Origin of the sequence: Rhodococcus coprophilus NBRC 100603 (genome assembly GCF_001895045.1) — a bacterium.
GTDB lineage: Bacteria > Actinomycetota > Actinomycetes > Mycobacteriales > Mycobacteriaceae > Rhodococcus > Rhodococcus coprophilus.
In genome coordinates, this window is the sequence record NZ_BDAM01000002.1 from 136147 (window position 1) to 155505 (window position 19359).

At 67.8% G+C, this 19359-nt stretch carries 18 protein-coding genes; 6 read left to right on the top strand and 12 right to left on the bottom strand.

What is annotated here, in order from left to right; all coding sequences use genetic code 11:
* Positions 1-2 precede the first annotated feature (2 nt).
* The 3 genes from hisB to hisD are packed head-to-tail and all read right to left on the bottom strand — an operon-like array spanning position 3 to position 3066.
* The gene (gene hisB / locus RDCOP1_RS05005; RefSeq protein WP_072699023.1) at positions 3-617 is read right to left on the bottom strand and encodes an imidazoleglycerol-phosphate dehydratase HisB; all 615 of its coding nucleotides are present in this window, start codon (positions 615-617) and stop codon (positions 3-5) included.
* Positions 614-1747, bottom strand: coding sequence for a histidinol-phosphate transaminase (locus RDCOP1_RS05010; protein ID WP_072699024.1), 1134 nt, complete (start codon positions 1745-1747; stop codon positions 614-616). The genes hisB and RDCOP1_RS05010 overlap by 4 nt, the downstream gene beginning before the upstream one ends.
* Positions 1744-3066, bottom strand: coding sequence for a histidinol dehydrogenase (hisD, locus tag RDCOP1_RS05015; RefSeq protein ID WP_072699025.1), 1323 nt, complete (start codon positions 3064-3066; stop codon positions 1744-1746). Before hisD ends, RDCOP1_RS05010 begins: the two co-directional genes overlap by 4 nt.
* A gap of 181 nt (positions 3067-3247) precedes the next feature.
* Here hisD and RDCOP1_RS05020 point away from each other — a divergent pair, with 181 nt between their 5' ends.
* A complete protein-coding gene (locus tag RDCOP1_RS05020) occupies positions 3248-4483 on the top strand; it encodes a family 1 glycosylhydrolase (RefSeq protein ID WP_072699026.1) in 1236 nt (411 codons plus the stop codon).
* A gap of 40 nt (positions 4484-4523) precedes the next feature.
* On the opposite strand, the gene RDCOP1_RS05025 is transcribed toward RDCOP1_RS05020, so the two are convergent.
* Positions 4524-4820: a DUF2470 domain-containing protein gene (locus RDCOP1_RS05025; protein ID WP_072699027.1), complete on the bottom strand. Its 297-nt coding sequence runs from the start codon at positions 4818-4820 to the stop codon at positions 4524-4526.
* 38 nt (positions 4821-4858) lie between these two features.
* Entirely contained in the window at positions 4859-6277 is a 1419-nt protein-coding gene (locus tag RDCOP1_RS05030) for a WS/DGAT/MGAT family O-acyltransferase (protein ID WP_174555768.1), read from the bottom strand.
* A gap of 238 nt (positions 6278-6515) precedes the next feature.
* Here RDCOP1_RS05030 and RDCOP1_RS05035 point away from each other — a divergent pair, with 238 nt between their 5' ends.
* Entirely contained in the window at positions 6516-7676 is a 1161-nt protein-coding gene (locus tag RDCOP1_RS05035) for a lycopene cyclase family protein (RefSeq protein ID WP_072699029.1), read from the top strand.
* A 3-nt stretch (positions 7677-7679) separates the two neighbouring features.
* Here the strand turns inward: RDCOP1_RS05035 and nadC are convergent, their stop codons facing one another.
* Genes nadC through nadA form a run of 3 tightly spaced genes read right to left on the bottom strand, consistent with a single transcriptional unit; the run spans position 7680 to position 11147 of the window.
* On the bottom strand, positions 7680-8546 hold the full coding sequence (gene nadC, locus RDCOP1_RS05040) for a carboxylating nicotinate-nucleotide diphosphorylase (RefSeq protein ID WP_072699030.1): 867 nt from the start codon (positions 8544-8546) through the stop codon (positions 7680-7682).
* A gap of 1 nt (position 8547) precedes the next feature.
* Complete coding sequence (locus RDCOP1_RS05045; RefSeq protein ID WP_072699031.1) at positions 8548-10119, bottom strand: L-aspartate oxidase; 1572 nt, start codon at positions 10117-10119, stop codon at positions 8548-8550.
* Positions 10116-11147, bottom strand: a complete 1032-nt coding sequence (gene nadA, locus RDCOP1_RS05050; protein WP_072699032.1) for a quinolinate synthase NadA — start codon at positions 11145-11147, stop codon at positions 10116-10118. Before nadA ends, RDCOP1_RS05045 begins: the two co-directional genes overlap by 4 nt.
* 84 nt (positions 11148-11231) lie before the next feature.
* On the opposite strand from nadA, the gene RDCOP1_RS05055 reads away from it, so the two are divergent.
* Positions 11232-11942: an NUDIX hydrolase gene (locus RDCOP1_RS05055; RefSeq protein ID WP_072699033.1), complete on the top strand. Its 711-nt coding sequence runs from the start codon at positions 11232-11234 to the stop codon at positions 11940-11942.
* Positions 11943-12040: 98 nt separating this feature from the next.
* A complete protein-coding gene (locus tag RDCOP1_RS05060; protein WP_072699034.1) occupies positions 12041-12988 on the top strand; it encodes an aldo/keto reductase in 948 nt (315 codons plus the stop codon).
* 76 nt (positions 12989-13064) lie between these two features.
* Here RDCOP1_RS05060 and RDCOP1_RS05065 read toward each other — a convergent pair whose 3' ends face one another.
* Positions 13065-14636, bottom strand: coding sequence for an SAM-dependent methyltransferase (locus RDCOP1_RS05065; RefSeq protein WP_072699035.1), 1572 nt, complete (start codon positions 14634-14636; stop codon positions 13065-13067).
* An 80-nt stretch (positions 14637-14716) separates the two neighbouring features.
* On the opposite strand from RDCOP1_RS05065, the gene RDCOP1_RS05070 reads away from it, so the two are divergent.
* Complete coding sequence (locus tag RDCOP1_RS05070; RefSeq protein ID WP_072699036.1) at positions 14717-15280, top strand: helix-turn-helix domain-containing protein; 564 nt, start codon at positions 14717-14719, stop codon at positions 15278-15280.
* Positions 15281-15407: 127 nt separating this feature from the next.
* On the opposite strand, the gene RDCOP1_RS05075 is transcribed toward RDCOP1_RS05070, so the two are convergent.
* The 3 genes from RDCOP1_RS05075 to RDCOP1_RS05085 form a co-directional block, all read right to left on the bottom strand.
* A complete protein-coding gene (locus RDCOP1_RS05075; protein ID WP_084722447.1) occupies positions 15408-16958 on the bottom strand; it encodes a flavin-containing monooxygenase in 1551 nt (516 codons plus the stop codon).
* Positions 16959-17231: 273 nt separating this feature from the next.
* Positions 17232-17885, bottom strand: coding sequence for an NADPH-dependent F420 reductase (locus RDCOP1_RS05080; protein ID WP_072699037.1), 654 nt, complete (start codon positions 17883-17885; stop codon positions 17232-17234).
* Complete coding sequence (locus RDCOP1_RS05085) at positions 17882-18502, bottom strand: TetR/AcrR family transcriptional regulator (RefSeq protein WP_072699038.1); 621 nt, start codon at positions 18500-18502, stop codon at positions 17882-17884. The genes RDCOP1_RS05080 and RDCOP1_RS05085 overlap by 4 nt, the downstream gene beginning before the upstream one ends.
* 106 nt (positions 18503-18608) lie before the next feature.
* Between RDCOP1_RS05085 and RDCOP1_RS05090 the strand changes: the two genes are divergently transcribed.
* Positions 18609-19355: an SDR family oxidoreductase gene (locus RDCOP1_RS05090; protein WP_072699039.1), complete on the top strand. Its 747-nt coding sequence runs from the start codon at positions 18609-18611 to the stop codon at positions 19353-19355.
* The last annotated feature ends 4 nt before the right edge of the window (positions 19356-19359 follow it).

Below are 19359 nucleotides of genomic sequence, written 5' to 3' on the forward strand. Positions count from 1 at the left end.
CGTCAGAGCGTTCCCTTGGTGGAGGGCACGCCGGTGACGCGGGGGTCGGGCTCGACCGCTTCGCGCAGCGCCCGCGCGACAGCCTTGAACTCGGCCTCGGTGATGTGGTGCGGGTCGCGCCCGTACAGCACTCGCACGTGCAGTGCGATCCGCGCGTGGAAGGCGAACGATTCGAACACGTGCTTGTTGATCACCGTCGCGTACGGCACACCCGGGTATCCGCCGATCACGGAGTGCACCAGGTAGTCGGGTTCTCCGGTGTGAACGAAGTACGGGCGTCCCGACACGTCGACCGACGCGTGGGCGAGCGTTTCGTCCATCGGGATGAACGAGTCGCCGAAGCGCCGGATGCCGCGCTTGTCGCCGATGGCCTGGTCGAACGCCTGGCCGAGAACGATTGCGGTGTCCTCGACCGTGTGGTGTGCGTCGATCTCGACGTCGCCCTTCGCGTGGACGGTGAGGTCGAAGCTGCCGTGCTGGCCGAGCGCGGTGAGCATGTGGTCGTAGAACGGGACACCCGTGGAGATGTCGGTGCGGCCGGTGCCGTCGAGGTTCAGTTCGACGGTGATGGACGACTCCCTGGTGGTGCGTTCGACCTTTGCGATGCGGTCGCTCATCGGGTTTCCTCGATTTCCGTAGCGGCGAGTTTTTCACTGACCCGCAGCAACTCGTCGTTCTCGTGTGCCAGGCCGATCGTGGTGCGCAGATATCCGGGAATGCCGACGTCCCGGATCAGGACGCCCTCGTCGAGGTAGCGCTGCCAGGTGGCGGGCGCGTCGGCGAAACGTCCGAACAGGATGAAGTTGGCGTCGGACGGGATCACGTCGTAGCCGAATCCGGCGAGTTCGGCGGCGACGCGGTCGCGCTGGGCAGCCAGTTCCGCCACCGAGCCGAGGGTTTCGTCGGCGTGCCGCAGTGCCGCGCGCGCTGCGGCCTGCGTCACCACCGACAGGTGGTACGGCAGCCGGACGAGAAGCAGAGCGTCGATCACTGCGGGCGCGGCGGCAAGATAACCGAGGCGGCCGCCGGCGAAAGCGAACGCCTTGCTCATGGTGCGCGAGACCACGACCTTCGCCGGGTACTCGTCGATCAATGCGAGAGCGCTGGGGGCACTCGAGAATTCGGCGTAGGCCTCGTCGACGATCACGATGCCTGGAGCGGCGTCGAGGATCTTGCGCAACTCGTCGAGCGGGACGCTGTGTCCGGTCGGGTTGTTGGGGCTGGTGACGAACACCATGTCGGGACCGCTCTCGCGGATGGCGGCAACCGATGCATCGACGTCGAGGGTGAAGTCGGAACGGCGGTACGTGGCGACCCACTCGGTCTGCGTGCCGTCGGCGATGATCGGGTGCATCGAGTACGACGGTACGAATCCCATCGCGCTCCGGCCCGGTCCACCGAACGCCTGCGACAGCTGCTGCAGGATCTCGTTGGAACCGTTTGCCGCCCAAACATTTTCGACGCCCACAGTCACGCCCGTCTGGCGGGTGAGGTACGCGGCGAGGTCGGTGCGCAGCGCCACGGCGTCGCGGTCGGGATACCGGTGCAGCTGTGTCGCTGCCTCACGGACCGATTCGGCGACGTCGTCGACGAGTGCCTGTGTGGGCGGGTGCGGGTTCTCGTTGGTGTTGAGCTGCACCGGCACCGACAGCTGGGGCGCACCGTACGGCGACTTGCCGCGCAGGTTCTCCCGCAGCGGCAAGTCGTCGAGCGTGATGCGGGCGCCCGGAATCGACGGGCCGGTCACCGGAGTGCCTCGAATCGCAGCCGCACCGCTTCACCGTGCGCAGGCAGATCCTCGGCGTTCGCGAGCGTGATCACGTGGCCGGCGACGTCCTTCAGTGCGGACTCGGAGTACTCGACGACGTGGATGCCACGCAGGAACGTCTGCACGCTCAGCCCGGACTGGTGCCGTGCGCAGCCAGCCGTGGGCAGCACATGGTTCGAGCCGGCGCAGTAGTCACCGAGCGAGACCGGCGCCCACGGGCCCACGAAGATCGCTCCGGCCGCGCGCACCCTGGCCGCGACCGCAGACGCGTTCTCCGTCTGGATCTCGAGGTGCTCGGCCGCATACGCGTTGACCACTGCCAGGCCCTGCTCGATGTCGTCGACCAGCACGATGCCCGACTGGCTTCCGGACAGTGCGGTGGTGACCCGCTCCCGGTGTTTGGTCAGCTCGAGTTGCGCGGCGAGCGCGGTATCGACCGCGTCGGCGAGTTCGGGGCTGGTGGTCACCAGGACGGAGGCCGCCATGACGTCGTGCTCGGCCTGGCTGACGAGGTCGGCGGCGACGTGTACCGGGTCGGCCGTGTGGTCGGCGAGGATCGCGATCTCGGTGGGGCCGGCCTCGGCGTCGATACCGACCACCGACCGGCACAGTCGCTTGGCGGCGGTGACATAGATGTTGCCGGGGCCGGTGATCATGTCGACCGGGGCGAGCTCTCCACCGTCAGTGTCGGTTCCGCCGTAGGACAACAACGCGACGCCTTGCGCGCCTCCGACCGCCCAGACCTCGTCGACACCGAGCAGTGCGGCGGCGGCGAGGATCGTCGGGTGCGGGAGACCGCCGAAGTTCTTCTGCGGCGGCGACACGATGACGAGGGACTGGACCTCGGCGGCCTGCGCGGGCACCACGTTCATCACGACCGACGACGGGTAGACGGCGTTGCCACCGGGCACGTACAGGCCGACACGATCGACGGGGACCCAGCGTTCGGTGACGGTGCCGCCGGGGACCACTTCGGTGACCGTGTCGGTGCGACGCTGTTCGGCGTGGACCTTGCGGGTCCGTTCGATGGCGACGTCGAGAGCCGCGCGGACGGCGGGGTCGAGTTCGGCGAGCGCACGGTCGAGCTCGGCACGGGGAACCCGGACGGATGCCGGCCGCACGCCGTCGAACTTCTCGCAGTAGTCGAGGGCAGCCTCGGCGCCGCGCTCGCGGATGTCGTCGACTACGGGACGGACCTGATGGAGCACCGCGTCCACATCCACTCCGCCTCGGGGCAGCGCGCCCCTCAGCTCCGCGGTGGTGGGTGTACGACCACGCAGGTCGGTGCGGGCAAGCATGAGGTGTCCTCTCTCGCAGAACAGGGATCGCCACCCATTATCCGCGATGATCCGGAGTGGTCTGTCATCCACTCCCCGTAGCGGGCGTGTTGCGCCCCCGTCGACCATAGACCGGCGGCACGCCCGCCGAATCCGTCCAGAAGCGCCGCGGCGGTGTGACGGGCGCTCTACCGTGCGATACATGACTGCTGCGGCGAGTGCCCGGTCCTTCGTCACGCCTCGTCGCGCTGGGCTCCACGTGGTGGTCGTCACCTTGATGGCACTGGCGGTGGGCGCGGCGGGTGTCCCCGCTCACGCCGAAGACCGGGAGTTTCTGTGGGGCGTGTCGAGTTCGGGTTTCCAGTCCGAGGGGGCGAGCCCGGACAGCAACTGGTCGCGCTATGCGGCGAGTGCGCGGCACGAGCCCGTGGGCACCGCGGTGGACTTCCGGCACCGCTACCGGGAGGACATCGCGCGCGCCGCCGACCTGGGCGCCGAGGTCTACCGCGTGTCCGTGGAGTGGGCGCGTATCCAACCCGCGCCCGGGCACTGGGACGAAACCGAACTCGGCTACTACGACGACGTGATCGCGGCGATCCGGGAGTTCGGCATGACTCCGATGATCACCCTCGACCATTGGGTGTACCCGGGCTGGATCGCCGACCGGGGTGGCTGGGCGTATCCGGGGATGGTGGACGCGTGGCTGGCACACGCCGATGCCGTCGCCGCCCGATACGCCGGGAACGGCACCCTGTGGGTGACGGTCAACGAGCCGAGCGCCTACGTGTGGCAGGAGGTGTCCAACGGTGGTCTCGCTGCCGGCGAGGCGCCGATGATGTTCGACCGTCTCGTCGAGGCACATCGTGGGGCGTACGAGACGATCCACCGGTACGACCCGCGTGCGCAGGTCACCTCCAACGCCGCCTACATTCCCGGTGCGGCTCCGTATCTGGACACGTGGTTCCTCGACCGCGTCCGGGATCGTCTCGACTTCGTCGGCGTCGACTACTACTACGGGGTCACCCCGGACAATCTCACCGCGGTCAATGCTGCGATCGAGCGGCCGTACGCGGTGACCCCGCACCCGGCCGGTTTGTACGACGCTCTCATGGATTACACCCGGCGCTTTCCCGGAATGCCCTTGTACGTCGTGGAAAACGGGATGCCGACCGCCGACGGGGCGCCCCGCGCGGACGGCTGGACCCGGTCACGGCACCTGCAGGAGCATGTGACGCAGATGGTGCGTGCGATCGCCGACGGCGCACCGGTTTTCGGGTACAACTACTGGTCGATCACCGACAACTACGAATGGGGTTCGTACGAGCCTCGTTTCGGGTTGTACACGGTCGACGTCCGGACCGATCCCGCACTCACGCGGCGGCCCACCGACGGTGTGGACGCCTACCGCGAGATCATCACGGAGACCCGTGTGCGGTGACCTGCCGGTTGCGGGACCTGTCAGTGCTCGGCGGAATCTGTCAGTGCTCGGCGGGATCGACGCCGAGGCGCACGCACGCCGCTTGATACAGCGCGACCACCGCGGTACGGAGCCCGGCGCGATCGGTGACCGGTTCGATCCAGGGAATCCGTACGGTCCGTTCGTGGCCGTCGATCACGATCACCCACTCCCCCGACTCGCTGTTCACCCCGGTCATCCGGGTGTGCGTGGTCCGCGGCTCGGCGAAGGCCCGCACGATGAGCAGGCTGTCAGCGGCATGGTCGTCGTTCATATGAGCGGTTACAGCCGCCACTACATCGGGTCCGAATTCGGTCACAGGCGTCGAGCGTAGCGAAACCGCAGCATCCGTGGGGGTCACCCGTCCTCGGCGACAGTGCCGACCGTCAGGGCGCGTTCGAGTGCGGCCAGTTCCGCGTCGAGATGATCGAGCAGGCACACCAGGTCCGGCACCGTACGCCCGCACGCCGTGAGACCGAAGGCGATCTCGTCGTCGGTGCTCGTGCACGTGATGTTGAGAGCCTGACCGTCCACCGGCACCGACAAGGGATACAGCGCGTCGACACGAGCGCCGTTCCAGTACAGCGGTTCCTCAGGCCCGGGAACGTTGGAGACGATGACGTTGAACGGTGTCCACGGCACCACCCGGTTGCCTGTCAGGACACCGACCGCGACGGGTGCGACCCCGACCGCGCTCGCGGCGAGGCGGCCGATCTTGGTCATTCCCCGCATCGCGCGTTTGCCCTCGGTCATCGAGGTCCGTACTCGCTCGAGCCGTTGCTCCGGATCGGGGTGCCTGGTGCCGAGGTCGCACATCAACACCGCGATGTCGTTACCGGACTGTTTGCTCCGGAGCGAGACCGGGACCATCGCGACGAGCGACCGCTCGGGCAAAGCGTCGTGTTCGAGAAGGTAGGTCCGCAGGGCGCCCGAGGACAGGGCGAGGACCACGTCGTTGATCGTGCTGTCGGTGAGTTTGGCTACCAGGCGGAGACGCTCGAGCGACCACGAGCGGGCCGCGAACCGCCGCGACCCGGAGATCTGGTCGTTGAGGATGGTGTGGGGCGCGGCGAGCGACAGCGCACCGCCGCGGTCGTGCAGAGCACGGTCGACGGTTCCGACCAGCGCCGGAACGAGGGACAGTGCGCCCGTGGCGACCGTCAGCACTTCCGAAGTCGCGCCGCGGGCGGCGCGCACGACGTGGCCCGGGAAGCCGATGGCCGCAGCGACCGTGGAGCGTGCGGGCGGTGTCGCGTCGGACGCCACCCACGGTGCGGGCATGCCGGTCTCGGCCGGATCGGTGCCGAGCGCGCGTCGCAACAGCCGCATGGCCCCGATGCCGTCGGCCAGCGAATGGTGGATCTTCACGTAGAGCGCGTAGCGTCCGTCGGCCAGTCCCTCGATGAGGTGCATTTCCCAGAGCGGCCGGGTGCGATCGAGAAGCGAGGCATGCAGCCGGGACACGAGTTCCCACAGGACCTCGGTCGTGCCCGGTTCCGGCAAGGCGTTGAACCGCACGTGGTACTCGATGTCGAAGCGCGGATCTTCCTCCCACGCCCACTGTCCCAGCGTCGTCACCGACCGGACGGGCCGCTTGCGCCACAACGGCGCAGCGGGATCCTCGCGGCGCAGCGCTTCGTCGAACCGGGCTCTCAACTCTGTGGCGTCGGATCCCTCGGGAGGCTGAAGCAGCAACAGTCCACCCACGTGCATCGGGTGGTCGGGAGACTCTCCCAGCAGGAACATCGAATCGGTCGGTGCCATCGGTAACCGCATCGTCAATCTTTCCGCCCCCGTCGACGAGAACTGTGCTCCGCGCGGGGCCGCCCCAACCCCGCTGACCGACATTGCTGAACTCGGATTCATATTTGTACCGCAGATCGTTCGGCCACGGTCCGGAACGCCACAGTTCCGGGACTCGGCACGACGTGCGGGTTTCGCCCGGAGGCAATACCGCTGCATCGGCGGTGCCGGTACCGGACAATGGGCGCCAACCGCGACGAACGGAGGGCCGGTGAGTCTTCGAACCTGGGACGGTCCGCTGAACGGCGGCATCGCGATCCTCGGCGGCGGACTGAGCGGGCTCTCGCTCGCCGCGCATCTCGCCGCCACCCCTCCCCGGCCGGGGCCGGTTGTGGTCGTCGACGACGGCGTGCACGACATCACCGCCGCCTCGTGGGCGTCGTGGACACGACGCACCGGGTTGCTCGAGTCCGCGGCCACCGAGGTCTTCGATCGGATGCGTGTCGTGGCAGGCGGGCACGACCGCACCCTCGCACTGGGCGACTACCGGTATCGCGTGGTCCACGGCGCTGCCCTGGTGGCGGCGGTGCGCCGCCACACCGACCCGGTACCCGACGTGGGGTCGTCGATCGGGCGTGTCGTGGACGTCGACGACGCGCAGCGGCCATGCGTGGTTCTCGACGACGGCCGGGAGTTGCGGCCCGACTGGGTGTTCGACGCACGCGGTCCGGTGGAGGTCGATTCCCGCGCGGACGCCGCCCTCGATTTCCTCGGGGTGCGTATCCGCGCAGACGATCCCCTGTTCGACCCGCATGTGCCGGTGTTGTTCGACTTCCGCACGGATCAGACCGACCGGGCGTCGTTCGTGTACGTACTCCCCACGGACGCCCATCACGCGCTCGTCGAGCACGTCTGTTTTCTCGATCCGGATACCCCCGGCGTACCCGCCGACGTGCACCTCGCGGCGATTCGCGTCTATTTCTCCGAGGTCCTCGGAGTCGCGGAGGGCACCTACGAGATCGGGGCGTCGGAGCACGCGCGCCTGCCGCTGGTGGCGCAGCCGGCCGAGCGCACCGACGGCCGCATGATGCGGATCGGAGCGGCCGCCGGATTGCTCAAAGCGAGCAGTGGTTATGCCTACGAGCACATCCAACGCGACTGCGAAGCAATCGCGCGGTCGTTCGCGCAGCACGGGCACCCGTTCGATGTTCCCAAGCGCCACAACCGTTTCGCCCGCTACGATCGCGCGCTGCTCACCGCAGTACTCGGTCGTCCGAGCTTCCTCGAGGAACTGTTCGCCGCGTTGTTCGCGCGCGGGTCGGCGGCTCCGGTGCTGCGCTTTCTCGACGAGGACACCTCACTGCGCGACGAAACGAGGTTGTTCGCCGCGCTTCCCGCAGGTCCGCTGATCCGCGGGTTGACCGGGCGCTGACGACTACATGTCGAGCCCGAGATCGAGCACGGTCACCGAATGAGTGAGCGCACCGACCGCGAGGAAATCGACTCCGGTGCGGGCATAGTCGGCGGCGACGTCGAGCGACAGACCCCCCGACGATTCGAGCCTGGTCTGCGGAGCGGTGGTGTTGCGCCGCTGCACCGCGATCTGGGTCTGCCACAGCGGAAAGTTGTCGAGGAGAATCAGGTCGACGTTCTCGGCGAGCACCTCGTCGAACTGTTCGAGCGTGTCGACCTCGACCTCACAGGGGATGCCCGGTGCGTGTTCCCGGACGGCGCGTAGCGCGGCGACAACCGACCCCGCGGCCGCGACATGGTTGTCCTTGATGAGCGCCTCGTCGCCGAGCCCCATCCGGTGGTTGACCCCACCGCCGACGCGCACCGCGTACTTCTGCAACGCCCGAAGTCCGGGCAGCGTCTTACGGCTGTCGCGGATCTTCGCTTCGGTGCCGCGCACCGCGTCGACCCAGTGCGACGTGGCGGTCGCGATACCCGACAGGTGGCAGAGCAGATTGAGCATCGTCCGCTCGGCGGTGAGCAACCCGCGGGTGGGCGCCTCGACGGTCAGGACGGCTTCGCCGGGCACGACGCGATGGCCGTCCTCGGCCCGATCGACCACCCGGTAGTGGTTCGGTCCGATCACCTGGTCGAGGACGAGAAGTCCGACGTCGAGACCGGCGATCGTGCCGGCTTGCCGGGCCACGACCGACGCGGTGGTGGTCGCGTCTGCGGGCACGGTCGCATCCGAGGTGATGTCGGGTCCGTAGCGCAGGTCCTCGTCGAGGGCGCGCACCACCAGGGCGCGGGTCTCGTCGAGGTCGAGGCCTGCGGGCAGGGTGGTGGCCATGTCAGTTCGCTCCTGTCAGTTGCGGGATCGTGACGGCCGGTTCGCCGGCGCTGTCGAGGCGTTGTTCGAGACTGTGCACCCACGCCCGGTCCGGCACGGGATGGTCGCTGCGGGTGTGGCACCCGCGTGATTCGGTGCGCCGCTGCGCCGCCCGGACGAGTATCCGCGCGGTCACGGTGAGGGCCGCGTCTTCGAGGCTCGCCGGGTCGGTGCAAGCGGATATCGGCGCGGAGTCGAGGGCGACCGATGCGGCGGCGAGTCCGTCCGCGTCGCGGACGACGGAGGCGTGCTGCGTCATCAGTTGCTGCAGTGCGTTTCGTTCGAGTCGGGGCAGGACCGGCGTCGGCGCGTCGTGGACCTGCACGCGGAGACCACCGCGTTCGACGGCCGCCGCGATCCCGGCACGTTCGCCGAGAACCAGACCCTCCAGCAGGCTGTTGGAGGCCAGGCGGTTGGCTCCGTGCAAGCCGGTCCGGGCGACTTCCCCGGCCGCGTAGAGCCCGGGAATCCGTGTGCGGCCGTGGACGTCTGTGACGACTCCGCCGCACGAATAGTGCGCGGCCGGCGCGACGGGCAGCCGATCGCGGGCCGGATCGAGCCCCGCGTCGGCACACATCGCGGTGATGGTCGGGAACCGGTCCGCGAAGCCGTCGAGGTGGCGGGCGTCGAGGAAGACATGGTCTTCGCCGAGGTCGGCGAGCCGGGCCGCAATCGCGCGAGAGACCACGTCGCGCGGCGCCAGGTCGCCCAGGGGGTGGAGACCGTCGGTGATCGACCTGCCCCGTGAATCGACCAGGCGGGCACCTTCTCCTCGGACCGCCTCGCTGATCAGAGGTCGCCGTCCCACGCCACCGGCGGCGAACAGCACCGTTGGGTGGAACTGGACGAACTCGAGATCCGCGATCCCGGCGCCCGCACCGAGAGCGAGCGCAATGCCGTCGGCTGTCGCGCCGGGCGGATTGGTGCTGCATGCGTACAGCTGCCCCAGCCCGCCGGTGGCGAGCAGCACCGCCGGAGTGTGGACGATGCCCGCGCCGCGGTGGTCGAACACGAGCACGCCGGTCACGCCCCGGGCGTCGGTCAGGATCCGTGCCGCTGCGGCGCCGAAGAGCACCGGCAGACCCGCAGCGTTGAGCGCCCGCTGGATCTCGGCGCCGGTCGCGTCGCCGCCGGCATGGATGATGCGGCGGATGCTGTGCCCACCCTCGCGGGTGCGGGCGACAGCGCCGTCCCGGCCGATGTCGAACACCGCTCCGAGGTCGCCCAGCGCGGCGACGGCGTCGGGGCCGGCCGAGACGATCGACCGCACGGCGTCCTCGTCGCACAGACCGCCGCCGGCGGCGAGTGTGTCGGCGACGTGCGCGTCGACGGTGTCACCGACCGGTGCGACGACGGCGATGCCGCCCTGTGCGTACTGGGTGGAGGTGTCGGTGGGGCCGCCCTTGCTGAGCGTGAGCACCCGCATGCCGCGCAGGGACGCGGCCCGTGCGGCGGTGAGCCCGGCGACCCCACCGCCGATCACGACGAGGTCGGCGTGGTCCTCCCACGCCACCCGGCTCGTGCCGGTGGTCACTCGCCGCTGCCCGGATTTCCGATGGAGATCATGCGCTGAACCGACAGGCGGGCACGTTCGGCGACGTCAGGGGCGACGTGCACCTCGTCCTTGCCTTCCTGAAGGCATCGCAGCAGAGCGGCGGGCGTGATCATCTTCATGTACGGGCAGGACGCGCGGTCGTTGACGGCCTGGAAGTCGATGCCCGGCGCTGCCTTGCGAAGCTGGTGCAGCATGCCGATCTCGGTCGCGACGAGCACCTGTTTGGCGCCGGTTGCGCGCGCCGCGTCGATCATGCCGCCCGTGGAGAGGATCTTGACCTTGTCGTCCGGGACGAAGCCTTCCCCGGCGAGGTAGAGCGCCGACGTCGCACAGCCGCACTCGGGGTGCACGAACAGGTCGGCGTCCGGGTGCGCCTTGGCCTTGGCGGTGAGTTCGTCGCCGTTGATGCCGGCGTGGACGTGGCACTCCCCTGCCCAGATGTGGATGTTCTCGCGACCGGTGACGCGCTTGACGTGCGCACCGAGGAACTGGTCGGGCAGGAACAGCACTTCCCGGTCCGGGTCGATGGACGCGACCACGTCGACTGCGTTGGACGACGTGCAGCAGATGTCGGTCAGGCCTTTGACCTCGGCTGTCGTGTTGACGTAGGAGACGACGAGTGCGTCCGGGTGCTCGGCCTTCCACTCGCGCAGCTGGTCGGCGTCGATGGAGTCCGCCAGCGAGCAGCCCGCGCGCTCGTCGGGGATGAGCACGGTCTTGTCCGGGCTGAGGATCTTCGCGGTCTCCGCCATGAAGTGGACACCGCAGAAGATGATGGTGCCTTCCTCGGCCTCTGCGGCGATGCGCGAGAGGGCGAGGGAGTCGCCGACGTGGTCCGCGACGTCCTGGATCGCGGGCAGCTGATAGTTGTGCGCCAGCACCGTCGCGTTGCGCGCGCGGGCCAGCCGGCGGACCTCGTCGGCCCATTCCGGTGTCGCCTCGACGCCCGTGTAACCACCGGGTCCGTCGACGATGGCGGCGGCTCCCGCCCACTCGGTCGTGGTCATGGCCTTGCTCCTTCGGGAAGGGGACTCCGGGCGGGCTGCGCCCGAATTTCCGCTTTCAGGGGTTTTCGACTTAGAATCGAAAACATGCCACATAGTAACACTCGTCACGAAGTGCTCATCGTGGTGTTCCAGGTTCGCGCCTTCCCACCCTCGTCCCGGAACTCCGCCGGCGACCCCGAACTCGGGGTTCTGCTCTGGCAACGCGCCCTCGATCCCGAGGCCGGAACGTGGTCGCTCCCGGGCGGCACGCTGCGGAACGACGAAGACCTCACCACCTCCGCCCGGCGGCAACTGGCCGAGAAGGTGGACGTACGCGAGGTCGCCCATCTGGAACAGTTGTCGGTGTACTCCGACCCTCACCGGGTACCTGGTGAACGCACAGTCGCGTCGACCTACCTGGGCCTGGTCCCCATCACGTCCGACCCCCAGCTGCCCTCCGACACCTCGTGGCATCCTGTCTCCCACCTGCCCGAGATGTCGTTCGACCACGGCCGGATGGTGGAGAACGCGCGCGCCCGTCTTGCAGCGAAGCTCTCCTACACCAACATCGCCTACGGACTCGCGCCTGCAGAGTTCTCCATGTCGACCCTGCGCGAGATCTACTGCGCTGCATTGGGTTACCAAGTAGATGCCACGAACCTCCAGCGGGTACTGGCCAGGCGCGGCGTGCTCACAGCCACCGGGAACACCGCGCCGCCCGGACCCAGCGGCGGACGCCCGCCCGCGCTGTACCGGTTCACCGAATCACGCCTTCGCGTGACCGACGAATTCGCCGCGTTGCGGCCGCCCACCTGACCAGGGGCCGGGACCGGGCCGACCGGGAACGAACCGCGGGTGCCGCGGAGGCCGGTTAGGGTGCCCACGTACTCGACATCGGCTATCGCAGGAGCATCGTGACCACGATCGGCAATTCCCGGCTCGACATCTTCCCCTTTGCCCTCGGCGGCAACACCTTCGGCTGGACGGCCGACGAAACCGAATCCTTCGAGATCCTCGACGCCTTTCGCGCGGCGGGCGGCAACCTCGTCGACACCGCGGACTCGTACTCCGCCTTCGCACCGGGCAACTCGGGCGGCGAATCCGAGACGATCCTCGGCAACTGGGTGGCAGCGCGCGGCATTCGCGACGAGGTGACGATCGCGACCAAGGTCGGGCACCATCCCGAACACCCCGGTCTCGCACCGGCCAACGTCAGGGCCGCGGCCGACGCCTCCTTGAAGCGGCTCCAATCCGACCACATCGACCTGTACTACGCGCATTCCGACGATCCCGAGACCCCGCTCGCCGAAACCGTGGCCGCGTTCGACGAACTGGTCCGTGACGGCAAGGTGCGCTACGTCGGCCTGTCCAACTTCTCCCCCGACCGCGTGAAGGAATGGCTCGACATCGCGGACGCGCACGGGTTCGACGCTCCGGTCTCGCTACAACCGCACTACAACCTCGTGCACCGCGCGGAGTACGAGACCGGCTACGCCCCTATCGCCCTCGAACACAACTTGGGCGTTCTGCCCTATTACTCTCTCGCATCCGGGTTCCTGACCGGCAAGTACCGGTCGCAGGACGACGTCACCGGCCGGGTCCGGGAGCGAATGGCTTCGCGCTACCTCACCGACGCCGGCCTCGCCGTGGTCGACGCGCTCGGTGAGATCGCAACCGCCCACGCCGTCGAGATCTCCACGGTCGCGCTGGCCTGGCTGCTCACCCGGCCCGGCGTCGTCGCCCCACTGGCCAGTGTCAGCCGGATCGAGCAGTTACCGGCGTTGCTCGATGCCACACGTCTCACCCTTACCGACCTCGAAGTCGACCGGCTCACCGGCCTGTCCGACGCTTTCGCGGCGTAAGGGGGTTCGGCACCGGTGTGGTGGTGGACGTGGTGTCCACCACCACGGTCCCGCCGTGCCGGTGCACCCGAGCGGCTCAGCCGAGCCGTCGCGCCCGCAGCACCGAGTCGCGGACGGTGATCTCCTCGCCGGTGTGCGGGTGGGTGGCCGTGCGGGATCGGGCTTCGCATAGTTCGATCTCCCAGTCGCCGTCCGCGAGCGCCGGCACAAGCGATTCCGGTGTGAAGAGGAACGAATGGTGGCCGTGGCGGAGCCCCGTCTCCATGTCGTCGGGATGGTGGCCCACGACGAGCAAGGTGCCACCGGGAGCGACCGCGGAGCCGAGACGCCGCGTGAGGTCGACCATCCCACCGTCGGGCAGATGCATGAACTGCGACGAGACCAGATCCCACCGTTCGTCACCGGGCTCCCAGCTACGCACGTCGGCCTGAAGGGTGGTGACGCGGTCACCGACGCCGGACTCGGCGGCGTGCGCGGCTGTCTTCTCCAGTGCCGCACGCGCGAAGTCCATCGCGGTCACCGACCAGCCGCGACCGGCCAGCCAGATCGCGTCGGCACCCTCGCCGCAACCCACGTCGAGTGCACGACCGGGCGTCAAAGGTGCCGCCTCGGCTTCGAGTTGCGGGTTGACCCGTCCACTCCACACACGTTCTCCGGAGTAGCGGTCCTCCCACGCGGGTTGCTCGAACATTTCGGCTCGGCGTTCGGCGACAGCGCGGTCGGCGTCCTCGGCGGCAAGGTCGGCATTGACGAAAGCACCCACTCGATTGCCGTGAGCTGCCGAGCCGATCAAAGTCATGCTGATGTCCGTGGCGTTGCCGGCCGCGTAGAGGCCGGGCACTCCGGTGGCGCCCATCGGATCGACCGCGATCACCGTGCCCATCGGTGTACCGCCGAACTCGACCGGTTCCGGTTGCAGGCCCAGCGATTCCAAGAACTCGAGGTGTATCTGCGGTCGTGTGCCGACCACGATCGCATCGCGTTCGAGCAGTGAGCCGTCCGCGAGCCGTAGGCCGAGCAGTCGCTCGCCTTCGGTGACGACCTCCTGCGGCGTGCCGTGCTCGATCCGTACGCCGATCGCCGCCATGCGCTCCACATCGTCGGGCGGCAACTCGACACCGTCTGCGACGACGATGACGACATCGTCTGTGAGTTGGCGGAAGAGCAGACCTTGGTGCCCGGCAACGGGACTGGTCGCCAAAATGGCAATCGCGCGGTCGCGTACTTCCCAGCCGTGGCAGTAGGGGCAGTGCAGCACGTCGCGTCCCCAGCGTGCGGCGAGTCCGGGCACGTCGGGCAACTTGTCCACGGCGCCGGTGGCGATCACGACGCGGCGGGCTCCGACCTCGCGTCCGTTTGCGGTGGCCACAGTGAAACCGTGGTCGGTGCGGGTCATCGCCGTCACGCGTTCGGCTGCGACCTCTACTCCGTAGGCTGCGACCTCGGCTCTGCCGTCGGCCAGCAGTTCGAGCGGTGGTACGCCTTCACGGCCGAGATAGTTGTGGGCATGTTCGGCGGGGGCATTGCGGGGTTCTCCGGCGTCGATCACCAGCACTCGCCGTCGGGACCGGCCCAGCGCCATCGCGCTGCTCAGGCCGGCAGCGCCGCCGCCGACGATCACCACGTCGTAGTTCTCGATTTCACTCATGTTCCCAGGGTGCAGACCAGGGACCGGAATCGGCAAACATTCTTGCCGGGTCAGCAAAAAATTCGGGCATACTGGATGCCATGGAAGACGAAGACGTACTGAAGGGTGTGGGCCCGAGACTGCGACAACTCAGGCTCGAACGGGAGGCCACCCTCGGCGACCTCGCGTCGGAGACCGGCATCTCCGTCAGCACGCTCTCCCGGCTGGAATCGGGCCGGCGAAAGCCGACCCTCGAGCTGTTGCTTCCGTTGGCCCGGGCCTACCGGGTCGCGCTCGACGAACTCGTCGACGCGCCGGAAACCGGCGACCCCAGGATCCGGCCGAAGGCGGTGACCCGGCACGGCCGGACCTTCCTCTCGTTGACCCGGCGTCCCGGCGGGCTCCAGTCCTTCAAGATGGTGCTGCCGACGGTCGACGACGTTGCCCAGCCGACGCTGCAAACGCACGAGGGCTACGAGTGGCTCTACGTACTCAGCGGCCGGCTTCGACTGATCCTCGGTAGCCGCGACATGGTGCTCGCACCCGGCGAGGTGGTCGAATTCGACACCCGCACGCCGCACTGGATCGGCAATCCTGGGCCGGGGGCGTGCGAAGCTCTGGCGATCTTCGGTCCGCAGGGGGAACGGATGCACGTGCGTTCGTGAACACCCCCGAGGATGACCGATGAGCCCTGATGGTCATCGCCCACGAATATCGCTCGTTGGCGGCGCACCGATGCGTGGCGCGGTCCGGATCGGAGCGTCTGTCACCCGTGCGACCGAGGGGATTCGCTCACCGGCGAGATCCGCCGAGAGGTGCGACCGGACCGAAGACCATCGAGTCCTCGACCCTGCTGATCCTGTGGTCGATGGCGTCGCGGTAGTAGTTGTGACGGACCCGCCAATGCCCTCGGGTGCCCGACTTCGGCAACGCGTCCGGCGACCGTTCCACGTATCCGGCCTGGAGGTCCCACAACGGTTGCGCGGTCATCGGCTCGTCACCCAGGTGGGGATAGGCATGGGTGTAACCGTTCTCACGCATGTATCTGACGAGGTTCGCAACCGACCGCGCTGTCATGTCCGCCCGCAGTGTCCACGAGGCGTTCGTGTAACCGACCGACCACGCGAAATTGGGGACGTCCTCGAGCAGGTGGCTTTTGAAGACGAATCGATCGTGCGGTTTCACCTCGTCACCGTCGACCACCAGGCGTGTCCCACCGAAGCCGAGCAGTTGCAGGCCGGTAGCGGTCACGATGATGTCGGCGTCGAGGTGCCGGCCGGAAGTCAGTCGCACGCCGGTCTCGTCGAAGCGGTCGATGTGGTCCGTGACCATCTCGATGGAGCCCTCCGTGATGCCGCTGAACAGATCGGCATCGGGAACCATGCACATGCGCTGGTCCCAGGGGTTGTAGGTGGGGTTGAAGTGCACGTCGACCGGATAGTCCTCGGGCAGGTTGGCCGCCACGTTCGCGCGGATCAACTTGCGGCCCAGTTTCGGGAACCGGTGCGTGAGGTGCACGATCGCCGCGGTCTGTGCCGCATACCGCCACCGGATCACCCGGTGCGCCGCCCCGGCGGGCAGGAGCTTCCGCACAACGGGCACGAGGTATTGCTTCTGCTTGGCCGAGAAGATGTACGACGGCGAGCGCTGCAGCATCGTCACGTGTGCCGCCTTGTCGGTGAGGTTGGGAATCAGACTCACCGCGGTTGCGCCGCTGCCGATCACGACGATGCGCTTGCCCCGGTAGTCGAGGTCCTCCGGCCAGTGCTGTGGATGCACGATCTGACCCGTGAAGTCCTCTACTCCAGCGAATCTCGGGGTGTACGGCCGGTCGTAGTCGTAGTAGCCGGTCGCGAAGACGACGAACCGGCACCGGTAGCTCTCGTGACGCTTCTCGTCACCCTCCCCGACTTCGACGCCCAGCGTCCAGGTGTCGCTGTCCGAGTCCCAGTCGGCGGTCAGCACGTGCTGCTCGAAGCGGATGTGCTCGGCGATGCCGAACTTGCGCGCGGTGTGTTCGATGTAGTCCCTGATGTCGGCACCTTCGGCCAGTGCGCCCGGCTTCGCCCATGGTTCGAACGGGTAACTGAGCGAGTAGATGTCGCTGTCGGACCGCACGCCCGGATAACGGAACAGATCCCAGGTCCCGCCGACGCGCTGCCTGCGCTCGAGGACCAGGTAGTCGCAGCCTGGATTCTGCTCGAGGAGCCAGTAAGCGCAGTCGATACCCGACAGGCCCGCCCCGATGATGATCACGTCGTGCGAGTGGCCGTCACCGGCCGGTGGCCCGTCGGTTGCCGGTGAGCTGGCCGGCGCTGCGGCCGCCTCACCGGTCGCGGCCATGTTCGGGGTGTCGTTCGTGGGGATGGGGGAGCTGTCGGTCACGTGGACCTCCCTGATCGAGATGCCTCCCGGGCTGTGATCGTGCAACACCCGTCATCATATGTGAGACGAATCACATCTCACTGTGTTCCCGAGTCCCCAGCCCTTCCGGATGGCGCCACCAGGCGTCGACGACGCGACATGACGACGCTGCAGACACACGAAGGGTACGAGTGACTCTTCGCGCTCAGCGGCGTGCTTCGACTGGTCCTCGCGCGACTCCCGGCCATCACCTCACACCCGGCCGAGCGGTTGTGCTGCAGCGAGGTTGGCGGCCAATTCTTGTCGCGTCTGGTGTTCGTGTGCGAGCCACGCAGGCTGGCCCGGACCGCTGCGCCACGACTCGCCGAGGGGGCTGTTGTCTACGGTGTCGAATCCGAACCGATCGTAGAGCGCGGTGACAAGTTCCACAGCCTCGGGAAAGTCGCTCGAGACCGACAGCGCGTGACGGTCCGGGCTCCCGGCGGGTTGGGCCGAAGCGAGAAGGCGTGGCGCCTGGATGTGTGTGAAAGCCTTGGCCACCTTCGAGAGCGGAAGCTGTTCCTGGCGCAGTTCGTGGACCGTTTTCTCTCCCGAGTCCACAACGGCGAAGTTTCCGTCGCGCCAGGGCATGTAGTTGTTCGTGTCGAGCACGATCTTGCCTGCCAGCTCGTCCACCGGCAGATTGTCGACCAGCTTCAGGGGGATGGCTACCACCACGAAATCGCCCGCAGCCGCAGCGCCGGCAGCCGTGTCGGCGCGTGCCGACGGGCCGAGTTCGTCGACAAGATCCGTCAGAGTCTCGGGGCCTCGCGAATTGGCGATGACCACCGCGTATCCGGCCCCGATCGCTGCTCGCGCGATCTGGCTACCCACTTCCCCCGCGCCGAGGATTCCGATGGTCGTCACGGCTGAACCTCCTCGGGGTCAGCGGTTTTCGTCACGGCCCGTTCGATCATGTCGAGCGCAGCGTGCTTCAGACGTCGCACCTCATCCTCGGCGATACCCGATTTCTGCAGGAACTCGATGCCCTGCATGACGGTGATCAAGGCCCGGGCCGTTTCCGTCGGATCGACATCGGAATCGATCTCGCCTCGCTCCTGGGCTTCGGTGATCTGCCGCGCGAACAGCGCGAGCGTGTCGTCGTACACGCGGCACGCGCGCGTTCGCACGTCGTCGTCCTGAGCACTGAGCGCCGCGATGGTGTTGACCATCAGGCAACCTTGCTCCGGCAATTTCAGACGCCCACCATCCTCGAACACCACTGCCGACGTGAGCCCGTGCCACGGACTCGAATCGGCGGTCACCGCGGATTCGAGCCCCTCCTTCTGGGTGGCGCAGTAGTCGTCGAGGATCCGCAGGAACAGGTCGCGTTTGCTGCCGAACGCTCCGTAGATGCTCTGCGCGCCCAACCCCGTCGCCTCGGCGAGATCCTGCACAGATGTCGCCGTGTAACCGCCGCGCCAGAATGCATCCCTCGCGGCGGTCAAGACGTCCTGTTCGTCGAACTTCCTAGGCCTGGCCATGCAGGCGAGAGTACCCGTTATTGAATGATCCCTCAAATTTGACTTCGGGACGCTAGTGCTCTTTATTTGAGCGACCATTCAATAACCGCGAAGGGACGTTCCGCTCATGAACACACGACTGCTCGAAGGCAAGACCGCACTGGTGACAGGAGGATCGCGAGGCGTCGGCACAGGGATCGTGGCGCGCCTCGCCGCAGACGGTGCGCAGGTGGCGTTCACATACGCCAACTCCCGGACCCGGGCCGAAGACGTCGCTGCCGCGGCAGTCGCGAGCGGTGGCATCGCACATGCCATCCATGCCGACAGCATGAAAGAGGAGGACGTGACGTCTGCTGTCGCACAGACCGTCGATCGGTTCGGAAGTCTCGACATCGTGGTCAACAACGCCGCGGTCGGCACCTTCGGCCCCCTCGACGAGTTGAAGATGGACGAGATCGACGCGATGCTCACCATCAACGTGCGGTCTGCGGTTGTCACCATCCGCGAGTCGCTCGGCCACATGGGCAGCGGCGGCCGGATCATCAACATCGGCAGCATCAACGCCGATCGGACCCCGTTTCCCGGTCAATCCGTCTACGCCCTGACCAAGGGAGCACTGGCAAGCCTGACGCGAGGCCTCGCCCGGGACCTGGCCGCGCGCAACATCACGGTCAACAACATCCAGCCCGGCCCGATCGACACCGATGCCAACCCCGCCGACGGTCCCGCTGCCCCGAACATGCTGGGAGTCATGGCAGTAGACCGCTTCGGGACCACCGTCGAGGTTGCCGCACTGGTCGCCTACCTCGCAGGTCCGGAGGCGGCCTACATCACCGGTTCCAGCCTCGATATCGACGGCGGATTCGGCGCATAGTCAT